We start from the raw sequence: 18,697 nt of genomic DNA, 5'->3' as shown, positions 1-18,697 counted from the left end.
ATTCTGTATTCTGCGTAATGAAGCCCGCGCCCCGCGGAAAATGCCTCGAAAAGGGGTTGTGCCTCTATTGTCCCAGTTGATCCCGACGACGCTCGATATCGTCGGCCAATCGCGCAATGAACATGAGGGCTCTGACCTGCCGCGCGGCACCGGCGTAGTCTGTCTGCTGATCGAGCAATTGTCCGCACAGGGCCAGCGCTTCGCCACGCGCATGCTGCACACCCTCATCCAGGGCATCCAGCTCGACTGCCGACCGCGCTTCCTCCAGCGATTCGCGCCATTCCATCTGTTGGATCAAAAAGGCTGCCGGCATGGCCGTGTTGTCTTCGGCCTGAATGGGCGCGCCATGCAGTTCGCACAGGTAGGCGGCGCGGCGCATCGGGTCTTTCAGGCGCTGATAGGCCTCGTTGATGCGAACCGACCATTGCATGGCCACGCGCTGGGCTGCGGCCCCTTGTGCGGCAAATTTATCAGGGTGCGCCTCGCGCTGCAGCTCTTTCCAGCGTGCATCCAGTGCCGCCCGGTCCTGGGCGAAGCGTTGCGGCACGCCAAACAGTTCAAAATCGTCAGATTGCAGATTCATGCCCACACCAGGTCACACCGGATCAATAAAAAACCGCCAGCACAGAGCGCGATGGCGGTTGGATGGCAGCGCAGCAGAAGGCTTCAAACCCGAAAACTCTCTCCACAGCCACAGCGGTCCCGTTCATTGGGATTGTTGAACTTGAAGCCTTCATTCAGGCCTTCGCGCACAAAATCCAGCTCGGTACCGTCAATGTAGGCCAGGCTCTTGGGATCAATGAGCACCTTGACGCCGTGGTTCTCGAAAACGATGTCTTCCGGCTCGGAATCGTCCACATATTCGAGCTTGTATGCCAGTCCGGAGCATCCGGTGGTTTTTACCCCCAGGCGCACACCCAAACCCTTGCCGCGGCGCGCAAGGTAACGGGTGACGTGCCGGGCAGCCGCTTCAGTCAGCGTGATGGCCATGGTCAGACTGCAGCCACCGCGCTGTTGTGCTTGGCCTTGTAGTCGTTTACCGCCGCCTTGATGGCGTCTTCGGCCAGGATGGAGCAGTGGATTTTGACGGGCGGCAGGGCCAGCTCTTCGGCAATTTCGCTGTTTTTCAGCGCTGCCGCTTCGTCCAGCGTTTTGCCTTTCACCCATTCGGTCACAAGCGAGGACGAGGCAATGGCCGAACCGCAGCCGTAGGTCTTGAAGCGTGCGTCTTCAATCACCCCGGTTTCAGGGTTCACCTTGATCTGCAGCTTCATCACGTCGCCGCAAGCGGGTGCGCCCACCATGCCGGTGCCCACCGAATCATCACCTTTGTCGAACGAGCCCACATTGCGGGGGTTTTCGTAATGGTCAACCACTTTGTCTGAGTAAGCCATGATGTGTACCTCTTCAATTCTTCAGGGATTCAGTGTGCAGCCCATTGGATGGTGCTGATGTCGATGCCGTCCTTGTACATCTCCCACAAGGGACTGAGCTCACGCAATCGGGCCACGTTTTCACGGATGGTGCCAATGGCGTAATCGATCTCTTCTTCGGTGGTGAAACGGCCGATGGTCATGCGCAGGCTGCTGTGCGCCAGTTCGTCGCTGCGGCCCAGGGCGCGCAAGACATAGCTGGGTTCCAGGCTGGCAGAAGTGCAAGCCGAGCCCGACGACACGGCCAGGCCCTTGATACCCATGATCAGGGATTCGCCCTCGACGAAGTTGAAGCTCATGTTCAAGTTCTGCGGTACCCGACGCTCCAGGCTGCCATTGATAAACACCTGTTCGATGTCCTTCAAGCCATCCAGCAGGCGCTGCTGCAGCGCCTTGGCCTTGGCATTGCTCTCGGCCATTTCTTCCTTGGCGATGCGAAAGGCCTCGCCCATGCCCACGATCTGGTGCGTAGGCAGCGTGCCCGAGCGCATGCCGCGCTCATGGCCACCGCCGTGCATCTGCGCTTCCAGGCGCACACGGGGCTTGCGGCGCACAAACAAGGCGCCCACGCCCTTGGGGCCATAGGTCTTGTGGGCGGTCATGCTCATCAGATCAATGGGCAACACATTCATGTCGATCTCGACTCGGCCCGTAGCCTGCGCGGCATCCACGTGCAGCAGGATGCCTTTTTCGCGGCACAACGCACCAATGGCCGGAATGTCCTGGATCACGCCGATTTCGTTGTTCACGAACAGGATGCTGATCAGGATGGTGTCGGGACGAATGGCAGCCTTCAGGGCATTCATGTTCACCAGTCCATCTTCCTGGACATCCAGGTAAGTCACATCAAAGCCCTGGCGCTCCAGCTCGCGCATGGTGTCCAGCACGGCCTTGTGTTCGGTCTTGAGGGTGATGAGGTGCTTGCCCTTGCCCTGGTAGAAGTGGGCAGCGCCCTTCAAGGCCAGGTTGATGGACTCAGTGGCACCGCTGGTCCAGACGATTTCGCGGGGGTCTGCACCAATCAGATCGGCCACTTGCACACGCGCCTTCTCAACCGCCTCTTCAGCTTCCCAGCCCCAGGCGTGGCTGCGGGATGCCGGGTTGCCAAAGTGCTCGCGCAGCCATGGGATCATGGCATCCACAACGCGTGGATCGACCGGAGTGGTGGCGCCGTAATCGAGATAAATGGGGAAATGCGGGGTCATGTCCATGGCTGGCTCAGTAAAAGTATCTGGCTGGCAACAAAAAGCTATGCAATCAAAATCGTTCAGGGCGCGGCTGGCCCCAGGACCGAAACAGGTGGCAATCAGCTCAGGATTTTGCGAACACGTTACCCAGTGCAAAGACCGAGTTGGGTGCGTTCACGCGGATGGGCTTGACCACTGGTGTGGTCGAAATGGCGCGCCGTGCCATGGGCTTGTCCTCAATCTGAACTCCCTTGGCAAGCTGCTCGTCCACCAGTTTCTGCAGCGTGACGGAATCCAGAAATTCCACCATGCGCTGGTTGAGCGAAGCCCAAAGTTCGTGCGTCATGCAGCGTCCGGCTTCGCCCAGGCAATTTTCCTTGCCACCACACTGCGTGGCATCAATGGGCTCGTCCACCGACACAATGATGTCTGCCACCGTGATGTCACCGGCCTTGCGGGCCAGCGTGTAGCCGCCGCCTGGGCCACGGGTCGATTCGACGAGCTCGTGGCGACGCAGCTTGCCAAAGAGTTGCTCCAGGTACGACAGCGAAATCTGCTGCCGCTGGCTGATGGCCGCCAGCGTGACGGGACCATTGTTCTGGCGCAAAGCCAGGTCAATCATGGCGGTGACCGCAAAACGGCCTTTGGTTGTGAGACGCATCGCAAGCTCCTTGTCTAGGCTTGTTCGTTATAAATACTGCTGACACTGGCAAATGCACTGCGTCAGCACCGTCTCCGCCCCTTACCCCCGTTCAGCCTTCTGATGCGGGGCCCTTCATCGTTGGGCTCTGTTCTTGAGTGTTTTGTGAGAGTATAACACAAATCCCTATCGAATTTGTCGGGTTAAAAAACCAACAAGTCACTATTCCACTGTTTGGTTTTTCCACCTCGGGGTGACGGACATCAAAGAGCGATCGAATCGCTGCCATGCGCACCAAAGGCCTGATCCTTGAGTCGCGTCAATTGGTCTCGCACCCGCGCTGCCTGCTCGAACTCCAGATTGCGCGCATGCTCCAGCATGAGCTTTTCGAGCCGTTTGATCTCCCGCGCCACATCTTTCTCTGACATGTCTTCCACCTGCGCACGCTGCATGGCTTCCTGCTCCAGCCGCTCAGCATCTTTGCCCGCCTTCTCGCTGTAAACGCCGTCAATCAGGTCTCTTACCCGCTTGACAATGCTGCGCGGCGTGATTCCGTGGGCCTCGTTGTGTGCGATCTGCTTGATGCGTCGGCGTTCCGTCTCGCCCATGGCTTTTTTCATGGACTCGGTGATGCGATCTGCATACAGGATGGCGCGGCCGTTGAGATTGCGCGCCGCGCGGCCAATAGTCTGGATCAGGCTGCGCTCTGCACGCAGGAAGCCTTCCTTGTCCGCATCGAGGATGGCCACCAGCGACACCTCGGGAATGTCGAGCCCTTCGCGCAGCAGATTGATACCCACAAGCACATCAAACGCGCCCAGGCGCAGGTCACGAATGATCTCCACGCGCTCGACCGTGTCCACATCGCTGTGCAGGTAGCGCACCTTCACGCCGTTGTCGGTGAGGTAGTCGGTCAGCTGCTCGGCCATGCGCTTGGTGAGTGTGGTGATGAGTACTCGCTCGTGCTTTTCTGCGCGAATGCGTATTTCTTGAAGCACATCATCCACCTGGTGCGTGGCCGGGCGCACCTCGACCACCGGGTCCACCAGCCCTGTGGGCCGCACCACCTGGTCCACGATCTGGCCTGAGTGGGTCTTTTCGTAGTCTGCCGGTGTGGCCGATACAAAAATGACCTGCCGCATGCGCTGCTCGAACTCCTCAAACTTCAGCGGCCGGTTGTCCAGCGCCGAAGGCAGGCGAAAACCATATTCGACCAGCGTGGTCTTGCGCGAGCGGTCGCCGCTGTACATGGCATTGAGCTGGCCAATCATCTGGTGGCTCTCGTCCAAGAACATGATCGCGTTCTTGGGCATGTAGTCGGTCAGCGTGCTGGGTGGATCGCCCGGCGCGGCGCCTGAGAGGTGGCGTGTGTAGTTTTCAATACCCTTGCAGTGCCCCACTTCGCTGAGCATTTCCAGATCAAACCGCGTGCGCTGCTCCAGGCGCTGGGCCTCCACCAGCTTGCCGTCGGCCACCAGTTGCTTCAGTCGTTCGGCCAGTTCTACCTTGATGGTCTCTACCGCCGCCAGCACCTTGTCGCGCGGCGTCACATAGTGGCTGCTGGGGTACACCGTAAAACGCGGAATCTTCTGCTTGACGCGGCCCGTGAGCGGGTCAAACAACTGCAGGCTCTCCACTTCGTCATCAAACAGCTCGATGCGGATGGCCAGCTCGGAATGCTCGGCCGGGAACACGTCGATAGTGTCGCCGCGCACCCGAAACTTGCCGCGCGAAAAATCGGCCTCGTTGCGCTGGTACTGCATGCGGATGAGCTGGGCGATCACGTCCCGCTGGCCCAGCTTGTCGCCGGTGCGCAGCGTCATCACCATGCGGTGGTAGCTTTCGGGCTCGCCAATACCGTAGATGGCCGACACTGTGGCCACAATCACCACATCGCGCCGCTCCATGAGGCTCTTGGTGCAACTGAGCCGCATCTGCTCGATGTGCTCGTTGATGGCGCTGTCTTTCTCAATGAACAGGTCGCGCTGGGGCACATAGGCCTCGGGCTGGTAGTAGTCGTAGTAGCTCACAAAGTACTCGACCGCGTTCTTGGGGAAGAACTCTCGAAATTCGCTGTACAGCTGCGCGGCCAGCGTCTTGTTGGGCGCAAAGATGATGGCCGGGCGCCCCATGCGGGCAATCACATTGGCCATGGTGAAGGTCTTACCCGAGCCCGTCACGCCCAGCAGCGTCTGAAAGGTCTCGCCGTCGTTCAGCCCCTCCACCAGCTTGTTGATGGCCTCAGGCTGGTCGCCCGCAGGCGGGTACGGCTGGAACAGCTCGAACGGCGAATCGGGGAAACGGACGAACTCGCCGTCGTGCTTTTCGGTGATGACTTCTGTGATATCCGGCATGGGGGCGGTCAACAATGGGAGTTGGCGGGCCGTTAAAATCAGCCCAACCCGGCACAGTACACCACGCCCGGATTCTTCGCTACTGACAACCTTTCAAGGATTTTCATGTCTCTTTTCACCGCCGTCGAAATGGCCCCCCGCGACCCTATCCTGGGCCTCAACGAGCAATTCAACGCCGACACCAACCCCAACAAGGTCAACCTGGGTGTTGGCGTTTATTTCGACGACAACGGCAAGCTGCCCCTGCTGCAGTGTGTGCAGGCCGCAGAAAAGACCATGATGGCCACCCCCACCGCCCGTGGCTACCTGCCCATCGACGGCATCGTGGCCTATGACAACGCCGTCAAGAGCCTGGTGTTTGGCGCCGACAGCGAACCCGTCCAATCCGGCCGCGTGGCCACCGTGCAAGCCATTGGCGGCACCGGCGGCCTGAAGATTGGCGCCGACTTTTTGAAGAAACTCAGCCCCAACGCCAAGGTGCTGATCTCCGACCCCAGCTGGGAAAACCACCGCGCGCTGTTCACCAACGCCGGCTTTGAAGTCGGCACCTACGCCTACTACGACGCCGAAAAGCGCGGCGTCAACTTTGAAGGCTTTCTGGCCAGCCTGAACGCAGCCGCACCCGGCACCATCGTGGTGCTGCACGCCTGCTGCCACAACCCGACGGGCTACGACATCACGCCCGAGCAGTGGGACCAGGTCATCGCCGCCGTCAAGGCCAAGGGCCTGACGCCTTTCCTCGACATGGCCTACCAGGGCTTTGGCCACGGCATCGCCGAAGACGGCGCCGTGATCGGCAAGTTCGTGGCCGCCGGCCTGAACTTCTTCGTCTCCACCTCCTTCTCCAAGAGCTTCAGCCTGTACGGCGAGCGCGTGGGCGGCCTGTCGGTGCTGTGCGCCGACAAGGAAGAAGCGTCGCGCGTGCTGAGCCAGCTCAAGATCGTCATCCGCACCAACTACTCCAACCCGCCCATCCACGGCGGCGCGGTGGTGGCAGCCGTGCTGAACAACCCCGAGCTGCGCGCCCTGTGGGAAAAGGAACTGGGCGAGATGCGCGTGCGCATCAAGGCCATGCGCCAGAAGCTGGTCGATGGCCTCAAGGCCGCCGGCGTGAAGCAGGACATGTCCTTCATCACCCAGCAGATCGGCATGTTCAGCTACTCGGGCCTCACCAAGGACCAGATGGTGCGCCTGCGCAGCGAGTTTGGTGTGTATGGCACCGACACCGGCCGCATGTGTGTGGCTGCGCTCAACAGCAAGAACATCGATTACGTCTGCCAGGCCATTGCCAAGGTGATGTAAGCGCTACAGTGGCGCTGCCCCCAAGCCGCCCCCGGGCGGCTTTTTTATGGTCAAAAGCGGCCCTGGCGACCGTCCGCAAAGCGCTAGCAGCTATTTAATATATAGCACTCAACGGAGACCCCATCCCATGACGCCCCTTCGCCCACTGCATGGCACCCGCATCCTGAGCCTGGCGCTCAACCTGCCCGGTCCTGCCGCCCTGCTGCGCTGCGCGCGCCTGGGGGCAGAGTGCACCAAGCTCGAACCCCTGCCCCAACCCGGCCAGCCCAGTGCCGACCCCATGGGCATCTACAGCCCGGCGGCCTATGGCGAGCTGCACCAGGGCGTGCGCGTGCTGCACGCCCACCTCAAGACCGACGAAGGCCAGGCCGCGCTGCACGCCGAGCTGGCACGCACCGATGTGCTGATCACCTCCTTTCGCCCCTCGGCGCTGGCCAAGCTGGGGCTGGGCTGGGAGGCGCTGCAGGCGCGCTACCCGCGCCTTTCGCTGGTGCGCATCGTGGGCGCGCTGGGCGAGCGTGCCGAAGAACCCGGCCACGACCTCACCTACCAGGCCGAGGCCGGGCTGCTGACCGGCCCGCAGGTGCCGCCCACGCTGTTTGCCGACATGGCAGGCGCGCTGATGGCGAGCGAAGCCGTGTTGCAGGCCGTGCTGGCACGCGGCCCGCAGGGTGTGGGCGTGTGCATCGAGGTGGGCCTGGCCGAGGCCGCGCAGTGGCTGGCCCTGCCCTTGCACTGGGGTCTGACCACCCCGCAGGGCGACGTGGGCGGCGCACACGCGGGCTACCGCATTTACCCCTGCCAGGATGGCCGCGTGGCCGTGGCTGCGTTGGAGCCCCACTTCGCCGCGCGCCTTTGCGAGGCGGCGGGCCTGCCTGCAGCGGGCGACATGGCTCACCTGCGCAACCCCGCCACGCACGAGGCCATTGCCCGCTTCCTGAAGGGTCAGACCCGCGCGCAGCTCAACGCACTGGCGCACGCCAAAGACATTCCGCTGCACACCCTGGCTTAGAACTTGTCCGTAGTCGGGCAACGCAAACCCATGCAAAAGCAAGGAACCGTGGTGCGCTGGAATGCCGAGCGTGCCTTTGGCTTCATCCGCAGCCAGGGCTCGGCTGCCGATGTTTTCTTTCACATCCGTGACTTCCGGGGCACCACACCGCCGCGCGAAGGCCTGACCGTGGTCTTTGAAGAAATCCATGGGGGTGGCAAGGGCCCGCGCGCCATGGCGGTGCAGGCCGCAGGCGCGCAAAGCGCCCCATCTGGCCACCGTGGCAGCGAAGCCCGGCGTGCACGCCGCCCAGAACCAACCCGCACAGGCCACAGCACAGGCCGCACCGCAACAGCCGCGAGCACGCCACGCACGCGCCGCAAAAACGCCCCTGCCGCGCCTGCGGGCGCCGCCCTGGCTTACGGCCTGATGCTGGCGTGGGTGGCATTGGTGGCCTGGGCCGTGTGGGCGCGGTACCTGCCGCTGTGGAGCGTGGCGGCCCTGGCGGGCTTGAACCTGGCCACTTTATGGCTTTATGCGGCAGACAAAAACGCCGCACGCCGGGGCCAGTGGCGCATCGCAGAAAAGCAACTGCACCTGCTGTCGGTGCTCGGCGGCTGGCCCGCCGCCTGGCTGGCCCAGCAGAACATGCGCCACAAATCCAGCAAGACCGCGTTTCGCGCGATCTACTGGGCAACCATCGTGCTGCACTGCGCCGCGCTGGCGGGGTTTCTGCACTGGGTGGGCACGTTCCAACCCTGGCTCTGATTGCGCAGCGCGCCAAGGCGCCGCGCTTTCACTACTGATTCAATAGCTATCAGCGCTTGCTGGTATTGGGCTTTTGCGGTTTTTTACCCTGAATGCCCGCCCGTGGCGGCAAGCCCGTGTGCTGGGTCAGGATCTGGCCCGGCTTGGGTCCTGCCTTGGAGGGCACCTTCTCAGTCACCATGGACGGAATGGTGAGGAAATTGTCTTTCTTGCGCGATGCGCAGCCGCCACCCGTGTTCAAGGGCTGGAAGGTCGGAATCAGGTGGTGCTTGCCGTTGCCAATGAGGTCGGCGCGGCCCATGCTTTTGAGCGCCTCGCGCAGCAGCGGCCAGTTGGCCGGGTCGTGGTAGCGCAAAAAGGCCTTGTGCAGGCGGCGGCGCTTTTCACCGCGCACCACGTCCACCTTTTCGCCACGTTCGTCACGGTGGATGCCCTTGAGCGGGTTGAGCCGGGTGTGGAACATGGTCGTGGCCGTGGCCATGGGGCTGGGGTAGAAGGTCTGCACCTGATCGGCCCGAAAGCCGTTCTTCTTGAGCCAGATGGCGAGGTTCATCATGTCCTCGTCGCTGGTGCCGGGGTGCGCGGCAATAAAGTAGGGAATCAGATACTGCTTCTTGCCCGCCTCGGCCGTGTACTTTTCAAAAAGCGTCTTGAACTTGTCGTAGTTGCCGATGCCCGGCTTCATCATCTTGGTCAGCGGGCCGGATTCGGTGTGCTCGGGCGCAATCTTGAGGTAGCCGCCCACATGGTGCTGCACCAGCTCTTTCACGTATTCGGGCGATTCGAGCGCCAGGTCGTAGCGCAGACCCGAGCCGATGAGGATTTTCTTCACGCCTTTGATCGCCCGGCCGCGCTTGTAAATCTTGATCAGCGGGTCATGGTTGGTGGTGAGGTTCTGGCAAATGCCAGGGTACACACAGCTCGGCTTGCGGCAGGCGGCCTCGATCTCGGGGGTGCGGCAGCCCAGCCGGTACATGTTGGCCGTGGGGCCGCCCAGGTCGGAGATGGTGCCGGTGAAGCCCTGCACCTTGTCGCGCACGTCCTCGATCTCGCGAATGATGGAGTCTTCCGAGCGGCTCTGGATGATGCGGCCCTCGTGCTCGGTGATCGAGCAAAAGGTGCAGCCGCCAAAGCAGCCGCGCATGATGTTGATCGAAAAACGGATCATCTCCCACGCCGGGATCTTGGTCGCGCCGTCGTGGCGGCCTTTTTCGTCGGCATAGCGCGGGTGCGGGCTGCGCGCGTAGGGCAGGTCAAAGATGTAGTCCATCTCGGCCGTGGTGAGCGGGATGGGCGGCGGGTTGAGCCACACATCGCGCGCGGTGGTGCCCTCGCCGTGCGCCTGCACCATGGCGCGGGCATTGCCGGGGTTGGTTTCGAGGTGCATCACACGGTTGGCATGGGCATAAAGCACTTCGTCGCTCTTGACCTGTTCGTAGCTGGGCAGGCGGATGACCGTGCGCTCCAGCGGCGGCAGCTTGCGCTTGCCCATCAACGCCGGGTTGGGCACAAAAGTGAGCTTGTGCGTGCCGTCGCTGGCAGGTTTTGCATCATTTTGGCCACTAGCCCTTGCTGGCTGTGCGCCATCAGCTATCGAAATAGTAGTATCCGGGCCGCTGCAGCTCCCGCCCGCTGCGGCGGCCTGCTCGCTGGTCGTCTGGTAGGGGTTGATGTGTGCTTCTACCGGGCCGGGCTGGTCCACCTCGGATGAGTCGATTTCAAACCAGCCCTCGGGCGTGGTGCGGCGCACAAAGGCGGTGCCGCGCACATCGGTGATGTTTTCGACCGGCTCGCGCGCGGCCAGGCGGTGCGCCACCTCGATCAGCGCACGCTCGGCGTTGCCAAACAGCAGCAGGTCGCATTTGGCGTCCACCACGATGGAGCGGCGCACCTTGTCGCTCCAGTAGTCGTAATGCGCGATGCGGCGCAGGCTGCCTTCGATGCCCCCGAGCACGATGGGCACGTCTTTATAGGCCTCGCGGCAACGCTGGCTGTAGACGATGGCCGCGCGGTCAGGGCGGCGGTTGCCCTCGGCACCAGGGGTGTAGGCGTCGTCACTGCGGATCTTGCGGTCCGCCGTGTAGCGGTTGATCATCGAATCCATGTTCCCGGCCGTCACGCCCCAGAACAGGTTGGGCTTGCCCAGCGCCTTGAACGGCTCGGCGCTTTGCCAGTCGGGCTGGGCAATGATGCCCACGCGGAAACCCTGGGCTTCAAGCGTGCGGCCAATCACGGCCATGCCGAAGCTCGGGTGGTCCACATAGGCATCGCCGGTGACCAGCACCACGTCGCAGCTGTCCCAGCCCAGCTGCTCCATCTCGGCGCGGCTCATGGGCAGGAACGGGGCGGTGCCGAACCGCTTGGCCCAGAACGGGCGGTAGCTGGTGATCGGCTTGGCCGCACGCGGAAACAGGGAGACGTCGACGAAGGCGTTCATGCGAGGGGGAAGTGCGGCCGCCCATGGGCTGGTGGGGCCATGGTGGGGGCGCGGTCTTGGTGGGTAACCGCGCATTTTACGGCGGCAGGCCATTTTTGTCGCCGTTTCGGCGCTTGTCCCTGCCGCGCACCCAGCCATCGTGCCGGTAAGCTTGGGGCCCATGTCCCAGACCCTGGCCGCGCCCGTCCACAGCGAAATCATCATCAAGAAGAGCCGTTTCATCGGCTGCGTGCAGCCCATGCCCGACCGCGCCAGCGCCCAGGCGCATGTCGATGCGCTCTGGAAGCAGCACCCCGGCGCAGCCCATATCTGCTGGGCGCTGCTGGCGGGCGGGCAATCGGCCGCCGTGGACGACGGCGAGCCCGGCGGCACCGCCGGGCGCCCCATGCTCGATGTGCTGCGCCACCAGGACCTCGAAGGCGTTCTGGCCACCGTGGTGCGTTACTTTGGCGGCGTCAAACTGGGCGCAGGCGGGCTGGTGCGTGCCTACACCGACTGCGTGGCCCAGGCCCTGCTCCACGCTCCCAAGGTGCAACTGCAGCGCATGGCCACGCTGCAATGCCAGGTGCCCTATGCACTGGAAGGCCTGCTGCGCCGCGAAATCGAGGCCGCGGGCGCCGAGCTGCTGGGCGTTCAGCATGGTTCGCTCGTCACGCTGCAACTGCGCCTGCCCCAAACCCAGGCCAGCGCCTTTGTGCAGCGTATCAACGACCTCGGCCAAGGCCGTGTGGGCTGGCCCGATCAACTGACCGGCGGGTCATAAACAGCCCGGGGAACACCGCTTTACAACTACTACACTTGCACACAGACCTGTTTCGCCTACCCCCGCGGTACCCCCCGGTAACTGACACCACCCCGTCAATGCTGATCCACCCAAGCCACCAGACTGCAGCCCGCCAGGCCATCCGTGCCGTGGTCGCGCCGTTGGTGCTGTTGCTGCTGGTCATGGCGCTGCCCATCCTTCCCGGCCTGCAGGGCGTATCGCACTATCTGCCCCTGCACATGGCGCTGGAAACGCTGGCGATTGTGGTGGCGGCGCTCACCTTTGGCATGGCATGGAGCGTGCGGCGCGAACAGTTGCCACTCAATGCCCTGTTGCTGGGCTGCGCTTTCCTGGGCGTGGGCCTGCTCGACTTCAGCCACATGCTGTCTTACAGCGGCATGCCCGATTTCATTACCCCCAACACGTCCGAAAAAGCCATCCACTACTGGCTGTCGGCGCGGCTGCTGAGCGCACTGGCCCTGCTGGCGGTGGCCTGGCTGCCCTGGGGCAGCACCGCCACGCGCTCGCAGGCCACGCTGATGACGGCGGCGGTGCTGGTGCTGGTGGCCGCGCTGCACGGGCTGTTCTTCCTGGCGCCGCACCTGTTGCCCGCCACCTACGTGCCGGGCCGCGGGCTGACTGCCTTCAAGATCGCTTTCGAATACACGCTGATGGCGCTGTACCTTGCCGCCGCAGCCCGGCTGCTGTGGCACATGCGCCGCCAGCGCAGCTTCAACGCCAGCGGCCTGTTTGCGGCGGCGTGCGTCATGGCGCAAAGCGAGTTTTTCTTTACCCGTTACGCCGGCGTCACCGACATCTACAACCTCACGGGCCACTTTTACAAAGTGCTGGCCTACGCCTTTTTGTACCGCGCGGTTTTTGTGGAAACCGTGCAACGGCCTTACACCTTGCTGCGCAACTCGCAACGGCAGCTGCAGGCCACGCTGGATGCCCTGCCCGACCCGCTGCTCGAACTCGACGACGATGGGCGCTACGTCGACGCACGCGCCGGCCACGCAGGCGCCCTGGTCGCACCCACCGTCTCTCTGCTCGGTAAAACCCTGCAAGAAGCCCTGCCCGCCGAAGCCGCGCGCATCTCGCTGGCCGCCCTGGACGAAGCCCGCCAGACCGGCTTCTCGCGCGGCCGCGTGGTTGCCCTGCAGGTGCCCGACGGCCAACGCTGGTTTGAGCTGTCGGTGGCGCGCAAGGCCCCGCAGCCGGGTCAGGGCCCGCGTTACGTGGTCATCTCGCGCGACATCACCCAGCGCCTGCAAAGCGAAGAGGCCATGCGCAAGCTCTCGCAGGCGGTTGCGCAGAACCCCTTGCCCATCGTCATCACCGACCTGCAAGGCCGCATCGAATACGTCAACGACGCCTTCACCCGCTCCAGCGAATACACCGCCGCCGAAGTGCTGGGGCAAAACCCGCGCATCCTGCAGTCGGGCAAAACGCCCGATGCCACCTACCGGGGCATGTGGGCCCAGCTCACCCAAGGCAAACCGTGGCACGGCGAGCTGAGCAACCGCAGCAAAAGCGGCCGCGAATACACCGAATCGGTGCTCATTTACCCCTTGCGCAACGCCGAGGGCGAGGTCACCAGCTACCTTGCCCACAAAGAAGACGTGACCGAGCGCAAACAGGCTGCCGAGCGCATACAGCAGCTCTCGCACTACGACCAGCTCACCGGCCTGCCCAACCGCACCCTGCTGGGCGCGCACTTCCAACACGCCTTCAGCCAGAGCCCCGCCCTGGCCTTGCTGTGGATCGACCTTGACCGCTTCAAGGACATCAACGACTCGCTGGGCCACAGCGAGGGCGACATGCTGCTGCTCGAAGTCTCCCACCGCCTGCGCTCCAGCCTGCAAGACCACGACACGCTCTCGCGCCATTCCGGTGATGACTTTGTCGCCCTGCTGCCCCACACCAGCCAGGACGAAGCCGCCAAGCTCTGCACCCGCCTGCTGGATGCACTGGCCCAGCCCCTGCAGGTGGCGGGCCAAGAGATTTTTGTGACCGCATCCATTGGCATCGCCATCGCCCCCAACGACGGCGAGCAACTCGACGCCCTGCTCAAAAACGCCGAAACCGCCATGTACCGCGTCAAGGAAGACGGGCGCAACACCTACCGCTTCTTCACGCCCGAGATGCAGGCGCATTCTGCGCGCGCGCTGGCCCTGGGCAACGCCCTCAAGCAGGCCCTGCCGCGGGGCGAGCTGCACCTGGTGTACCAGCCCCAGGTGTCGCTGCACGATGGCCGCATCGTCGGCGTCGAAGCGCTGCTGCGCTGGACCCACCCGCAATGGGGCGTGGTCTCGCCTGCCGAATTCATTCCGCTGGCCGAAGCCAACGGCCTCATCGTGCCCATTGGCGAATGGGTGCTGCACACCGCCCTGTGCCAGTTGCGCGCCTGGCTCGACGGCGGCCTGCCCATGATGACCGTGGCGGTCAACCTCTCGGCGGTGCAGTTTGGCCAGCCCGGGCTGCCCGACATGGTGGGCCGGCTGCTGCAGCAAACCGGCGTGCCGCCCGAAGGCCTGGAGCTAGAGCTGACCGAAGCCGTCGCCATGAAAGACCCCGAAACCGCCGCACTCAAAATGCAAGAGCTGAGCCAGCGCGGCATCCGCCTGTCGATCGACGACTTTGGCACCGGGTATTCGTCGCTCAGCTACCTCAAGCGCTTTCACATCAACCAGCTCAAGATCGACCAGTCGTTCGTGCGCGACATCGGCACCGACCCCGACGACCAGGCCATTGCCACCGCCATCGTGCAAATGGCCCACAGCCTGGGCATGAGCACCATCGCCGAAGGCGTGGAAACCGCCGAGCAACTGGACTACCTGCGCGCACAGGGTTGCGACCAGGTGCAGGGCTACCACTACAGCCGCCCGCTGCTGCCCGAGCACCTGGAAACCTTTGTGCGCGCCAACCTGCAGGCCCACCCGAGGGGCGCGGCCCACCCGGCGCACACCGCACACCCCGCCGTTGCAGCGCAGCGCCGGGTTCAGGCCGTCGAAAACGCTACATAAACAGTAGCTGCTAGCGCTTTACCAGAAAGCGCCAGGCCTCAAAAACCCTGTTACCCGGCCTGCATCTGCCAAGGCCCGGTTCGCCCCCACGGGCCGACCACGCCAGCGCACCCTGCAGGCCCCGCACCCGCACATTGCCGCCCCCCACCGCCACGCGCAATGCCTGTGCGCCTACACGCCAAACGGCCGCTGGGCCCACACACTGCGGGTTTTGTGGCCCCGGGGAGACACCGCATGAGCCAACCGCTCGACACCCTCATCATCGGCGCAGGCACGGCAGGCCTGGCCGCGCTGCGCGAGGTGCGCAAGCGCACCGACCGCTACCTCATCGTCAACGAAGGCCCCTGGGGCACCACCTGCGCACGCGTGGGCTGCATGCCGTCCAAAGCGCTCATTGAAGCGGCCAACGCCTTTCACCGGCGCCATGCCTTTGAGGCGTTTGGCCTGCGCGGCGCCGAGGGCCTCACCGCCGACATCGCCGCCGTGCTGCAACGCGTGCGCACCCAGCGCGACCAATTTGTAGCCGGGGCCCTGCAAGCCACCGACACCCTGGGCGCTGCCCGCATGGCAGGCCGCGCCACGGTACTGGGCCCCAACGCGGTAGACATAGACGGCACCCCTTACGCCACGCGCAGCATCATCATTGCCACCGGCTCGCGCCCCCGCGTGCCGGATGAATGGCTGGCCTTTGGCGACCGCATCCTCACCACCGACACCCTGTTCGAGCAGCCCACGCTGGGCCCGCGTGTGGCCGTGATCGGCATGGGGGTGATTGGCGTGGAGATTGCGCAGGCGCTGGCCCGCCTGGGCATCGAAGTGGCCGCCTTCACCACCAGCCCCCACCTAGCCGGCCTGAAAGACCCCGCGCTCAACGCCGAGCTGGCCGCCGTGCTCAAAGAAGAAATGCTGCTGCACACCGGCGCCCCGGCCGAGCTGCGCGAGGTGGCGGGCGGCATCGAGGTCAGCAGCGGCCCCAACCGCGTGGTGGTGGACCAGGTCATCGCCGCCATGGGCCGCGTGCCCAACATCGAACACCTGGGCCTGGAAACCCTGGGCGTGCCGCTGGACAAACGCGGCATGCCCGCCGTCAACCCGCAAACCCAGCAGATCGGTGACCTGCCCGTGTTTTTGGCGGGCGACGCCAACGCACAAGTGCCGCTGCTGCACGAAGCTGCCGACGAAGGCCACATTGCCGGCATCAACGCCATGGCCTGCGCCCTGACACCTGCTGCGGCGCCCGCTGCGGCACCGGCGGCCATACCCCCACCCCCCACACCCACGCGCTTTCAACGCCGCACGCCGCTGGCCATTGTTTTTTGCGATCCGCAGGTAGCCATGGTGGGCAAGCGCCTGGCCGACCTGGACAGCGCCCACACCGTCACCGGCACCGTCAGCTTTGAAAACCAGGGCCGCGCCCGCGCCGCCCAGCGCAACCGTGGAGCCCTGCATGTGTATGCCGACCGCGCCACCGGCCGCCTGCAAGGCGCCGAAATGTGCGCCCCCGAAGGCGAGCACCTGGCCCACCTGCTGGCACTGGCTGTGCAGCAAAAGCTCACGGTGCACGATCTGTTGGGCATGCCGTTCTATCACCCGGTGCTGGAAGAAGGTCTGCGCACCGCGCTGCGTGACGCGGCCCGCCAGCTGGCGGATGCTGCCAACGCGCCCGAATCCGACCTCGCCTCGTGCCCCGCCCTCGGTGTGCCCGCACTGGAGTAGCGGGCGCCCCAGATGTAACACCCCTCCAGCGCGGCGCGCACCTGCCGATAACAAGGCAATACTCCAAGGAACATTGCATGGACGTCGGCCTCACCAACAGCATCGTCAGCACCTCCACCGCCCTGGCCAGCCGCCAGACGTCGGATGCCATCAACATCACCGTGCTGAAAAAAGCCCTGGACGTGCAGGCCAGCGCCGCAGCCACCCTGCTGCAGGCCCTGCCCCAGCCCGCCCTGGCCACCTCGGGCACGCTGGGCACCCAGGTCAACACATTTGCATAAACCCACAAGGTTTTTGCCAGCCCCAACCTCTCCAAGGTAAACCCTCGCGGGCCGCCCTCAACCGGCGGCCTTTTTTTGCCAGCATGAAACTCAAACTATACATTTCTAATTAAAAGCGTATATTTACGATCATGCACAACGACCTGATCACCACCCTCGCCGCCGCCCGCAAGGCCCACCAGATGACGCAGGCCCAGTTGGCCGAAAGCGCGGGCCTTTCGCGCATGACGGTGCAGCGCACCGAAGGCGGCGACCTCGACCCCCGCTACTCCACCCTGGCCGAAATGGCGCGCGTGCTGGGCATGGACATCATTGCCGTACCCAGCAGCCTGCGGCCCAGCCTGCAAGCGTTCATCCAGTCGGGCGGCAAATTTTTGGGCCAGCCCGAGGGAGTAGACGCGCCCCCTTCAGTAATTGACAGCCTCAGCCGCCCCGCTTGATCCACCCCGCACCGGATGATCGGCACCACCATGTCCACCTCCATCCGCTACCTGCGCCTGTACCTGCACCGCCCTGCCCAGGCCAACGGCACAGCGGGCGGGCGCGAGGCCATTGGCTACCTCTCGCAATATGGCGACATCCTGCGCGTGTCGTTTGACGAGGCCTACATCCGCAACCCGCAGCGCCCCACGCTGTCGCTCAGCTACCAGGGCGCCGACGAAGCCGCCACGCAGCAAATTCTGGCGTCGGCACGCGATGCACGGCTGGTGCGCACCGATGGGCGCTGGCCCGTGTATTTTCAAAACCTGCTGCCCGAGGGCCACAACCGCGAGCGCCTCGCGCGCGAGCGCGGCTGCAGCCCCGACGACGAGTTCGAGCTGCTCGCCGCCGCCGGCCACGACCTGATGGGCGCGCTGGAGGTAGAGCCCGTGCCCGCGCAAGACGGCATTCCTGATGTGGTGCGCCACTGGCACACCACCCAGGGCCTCGATGTGCTGGAGCCGGGGTTTGTCGAATACCCCGTGGAAGACGCCGCCTCGCTGCCCGGCGTGGTCACCAAGTTCAGCGCCGTGCAGGACGGCCGCCGCTACACCGTGCACCGCCAGGGCGCGGCCGGCAGCGTGATATTGAAGCTGCCCACCACCGCCCACCCCGACCTGGTGGCCAACGAATACACCGGCTACCAGCTGTGCAAGGCGCTGGGCCTCAACTGCGCCCAGGCCCGCGTCATCACCCGCGCCGAGGCCGACCTGCCCGCCGCCGTGCCCTTCAACGACATATTGGCCGTGCAGCGCTTCGACCACCTGCCCGGCGGTGCCCGCGTGCACATGGAAGAGTTCAACCAGGTGCTGGGCTACACCCCGCGCCAGAAATACGGCAAAGGCATCCAGCAAGACTGGGCCACCATGCTGCGCGTGCTCAACCGCCTGAGCAGCCAGCCCGTGCAGGACACGCGCGAATTTTTAGCCCGCATGGTGGCCTTCATTCTCATGGGCAACACCGACGCGCATTTAAAAAACTGGGCCCTCATCTACCCCGATGGCCGCACGCCCCAGCTCGCCCCGGTGTACGACCCCGTCTGCGTGGCCGCCTTTTTTGACGGCGTGCCCGAGGTCCAATACGCCGTCAACCGCGCAATCGACCGCACCCTGCGCGCCTTCACCTGGGCCGACCTGCAGGCCCTGCTCAAATCCGCCGGCCTGCTGCGCGTGCCACGGCACCTGGCTTTGTTACGGGATGTAGTTAGACTGGCGCAGGCCGACTGGCCGCAGCTGCTGCACACCGCCCCGCCTGCCATGCAGCGCACCGTGCTGCAACGCCTGCAAGGCGCCACCGCCCTGGGCCTTTGACCCCTTTGC

The 18,697-nt window shown here is 64.3% G+C and carries 16 protein-coding genes; 9 read left to right on the top strand and 7 right to left on the bottom strand.

Translation table 11 applies throughout. The features are described from left to right. Positions 1-64: 64 nt before the first annotated feature. The 6 genes from hscB to uvrB form a co-directional block, all read right to left on the bottom strand. Complete coding sequence (gene hscB, locus K226_RS0111970; RefSeq protein ID WP_024815037.1) at positions 65-583, bottom strand: Fe-S protein assembly co-chaperone HscB; 519 nt, start codon at positions 581-583, stop codon at positions 65-67. An 83-nt stretch (positions 584-666) separates the two neighbouring features. Further along, on the bottom strand, positions 667-990 hold the full coding sequence (gene iscA / locus K226_RS0111965; protein ID WP_024815036.1) for an iron-sulfur cluster assembly protein IscA: 324 nt from the start codon (positions 988-990) through the stop codon (positions 667-669). Positions 991-992: 2 nt separating this feature from the next. Continuing rightward, positions 993-1,394, bottom strand: a complete 402-nt coding sequence (iscU, locus tag K226_RS0111960) for a Fe-S cluster assembly scaffold IscU (RefSeq protein ID WP_024815035.1) — start codon at positions 1,392-1,394, stop codon at positions 993-995. Between the two features lie 29 nt (positions 1,395-1,423). Continuing rightward, positions 1,424-2,644, bottom strand: a complete 1,221-nt coding sequence (locus tag K226_RS0111955; protein WP_024815034.1) for an IscS subfamily cysteine desulfurase — start codon at positions 2,642-2,644, stop codon at positions 1,424-1,426. A gap of 100 nt (positions 2,645-2,744) precedes the next feature. Continuing rightward, on the bottom strand, positions 2,745-3,281 hold the full coding sequence (iscR, locus tag K226_RS0111950) for a Fe-S cluster assembly transcriptional regulator IscR (RefSeq protein ID WP_024815033.1): 537 nt from the start codon (positions 3,279-3,281) through the stop codon (positions 2,745-2,747). 242 nt (positions 3,282-3,523) lie between these two features. Continuing rightward, the gene (uvrB, locus tag K226_RS0111945) at positions 3,524-5,614 is read right to left on the bottom strand and encodes an excinuclease ABC subunit UvrB (RefSeq protein WP_024815032.1); all 2,091 of its coding nucleotides are present in this window, start codon (positions 5,612-5,614) and stop codon (positions 3,524-3,526) included. 105 nt (positions 5,615-5,719) lie between these two features. On the opposite strand from uvrB, the gene K226_RS0111940 reads away from it, so the two are divergent. The 3 genes from K226_RS0111940 to K226_RS0111930 all read left to right on the top strand — a co-directional run bounded on the left by K226_RS0111940 (position 5,720) and on the right by K226_RS0111930 (position 8,675). Continuing rightward, positions 5,720-6,916: an amino acid aminotransferase gene (locus K226_RS0111940; RefSeq protein WP_024815031.1), complete on the top strand. Its 1,197-nt coding sequence runs from the start codon at positions 5,720-5,722 to the stop codon at positions 6,914-6,916. 127 nt (positions 6,917-7,043) lie between these two features. Continuing rightward, positions 7,044-7,928, top strand: coding sequence for a CaiB/BaiF CoA-transferase family protein (locus K226_RS0111935; protein WP_024815030.1), 885 nt, complete (start codon positions 7,044-7,046; stop codon positions 7,926-7,928). A 30-nt stretch (positions 7,929-7,958) separates the two neighbouring features. Next, complete coding sequence (locus K226_RS0111930) at positions 7,959-8,675, top strand: cold shock and DUF1294 domain-containing protein (RefSeq protein WP_024815029.1); 717 nt, start codon at positions 7,959-7,961, stop codon at positions 8,673-8,675. A gap of 49 nt (positions 8,676-8,724) precedes the next feature. Here the strand turns inward: K226_RS0111930 and K226_RS0111925 are convergent, their stop codons facing one another. After that, a complete protein-coding gene (locus K226_RS0111925; protein ID WP_024815028.1) occupies positions 8,725-11,112 on the bottom strand; it encodes a YgiQ family radical SAM protein in 2,388 nt (795 codons plus the stop codon). Between the two features lie 160 nt (positions 11,113-11,272). Here K226_RS0111925 and K226_RS0111920 point away from each other — a divergent pair, with 160 nt between their 5' ends. The 6 genes from K226_RS0111920 (at position 11,273) to K226_RS0111895 (ending at position 18,688) form a co-directional block, all read left to right on the top strand. Next, complete coding sequence (locus K226_RS0111920; protein WP_024815027.1) at positions 11,273-11,875, top strand: YigZ family protein; 603 nt, start codon at positions 11,273-11,275, stop codon at positions 11,873-11,875. Positions 11,876-11,973: 98 nt separating this feature from the next. Next, positions 11,974-14,901, top strand: coding sequence for an EAL domain-containing protein (locus K226_RS0111915; protein ID WP_024815026.1), 2,928 nt, complete (start codon positions 11,974-11,976; stop codon positions 14,899-14,901). A gap of 234 nt (positions 14,902-15,135) precedes the next feature. Then, positions 15,136-16,617: a dihydrolipoyl dehydrogenase gene (locus tag K226_RS0111910; RefSeq protein ID WP_024815025.1), complete on the top strand. Its 1,482-nt coding sequence runs from the start codon at positions 15,136-15,138 to the stop codon at positions 16,615-16,617. Between the two features lie 77 nt (positions 16,618-16,694). Further along, positions 16,695-16,898 carry a YjfB family protein gene (locus tag K226_RS0111905; protein ID WP_024815024.1) on the top strand — a complete coding sequence of 68 codons (204 nt, stop codon included), beginning with the start codon at positions 16,695-16,697 and terminating at the stop codon, positions 16,896-16,898. Positions 16,899-17,029: 131 nt separating this feature from the next. Next, complete coding sequence (locus tag K226_RS0111900; protein ID WP_024815023.1) at positions 17,030-17,338, top strand: helix-turn-helix transcriptional regulator; 309 nt, start codon at positions 17,030-17,032, stop codon at positions 17,336-17,338. Between the two features lie 30 nt (positions 17,339-17,368). Then, positions 17,369-18,688 (top strand): type II toxin-antitoxin system HipA family toxin, encoded by a 1,320-nt coding sequence (locus K226_RS0111895; protein ID WP_024815022.1) that lies wholly within the window; start codon positions 17,369-17,371, stop codon positions 18,686-18,688. Positions 18,689-18,697: the final 9 nt, after the last annotated feature.

This window comes from Acidovorax sp. JHL-3 (genome assembly GCF_000526295.1).
Lineage (GTDB): Bacteria > Pseudomonadota > Gammaproteobacteria > Burkholderiales > Burkholderiaceae_C > Acidovorax > Acidovorax defluvii.
The sequence above is the reverse complement of the archived record's forward strand: the minus strand, read 5'-3'. Positions and strand labels throughout refer to the sequence as shown.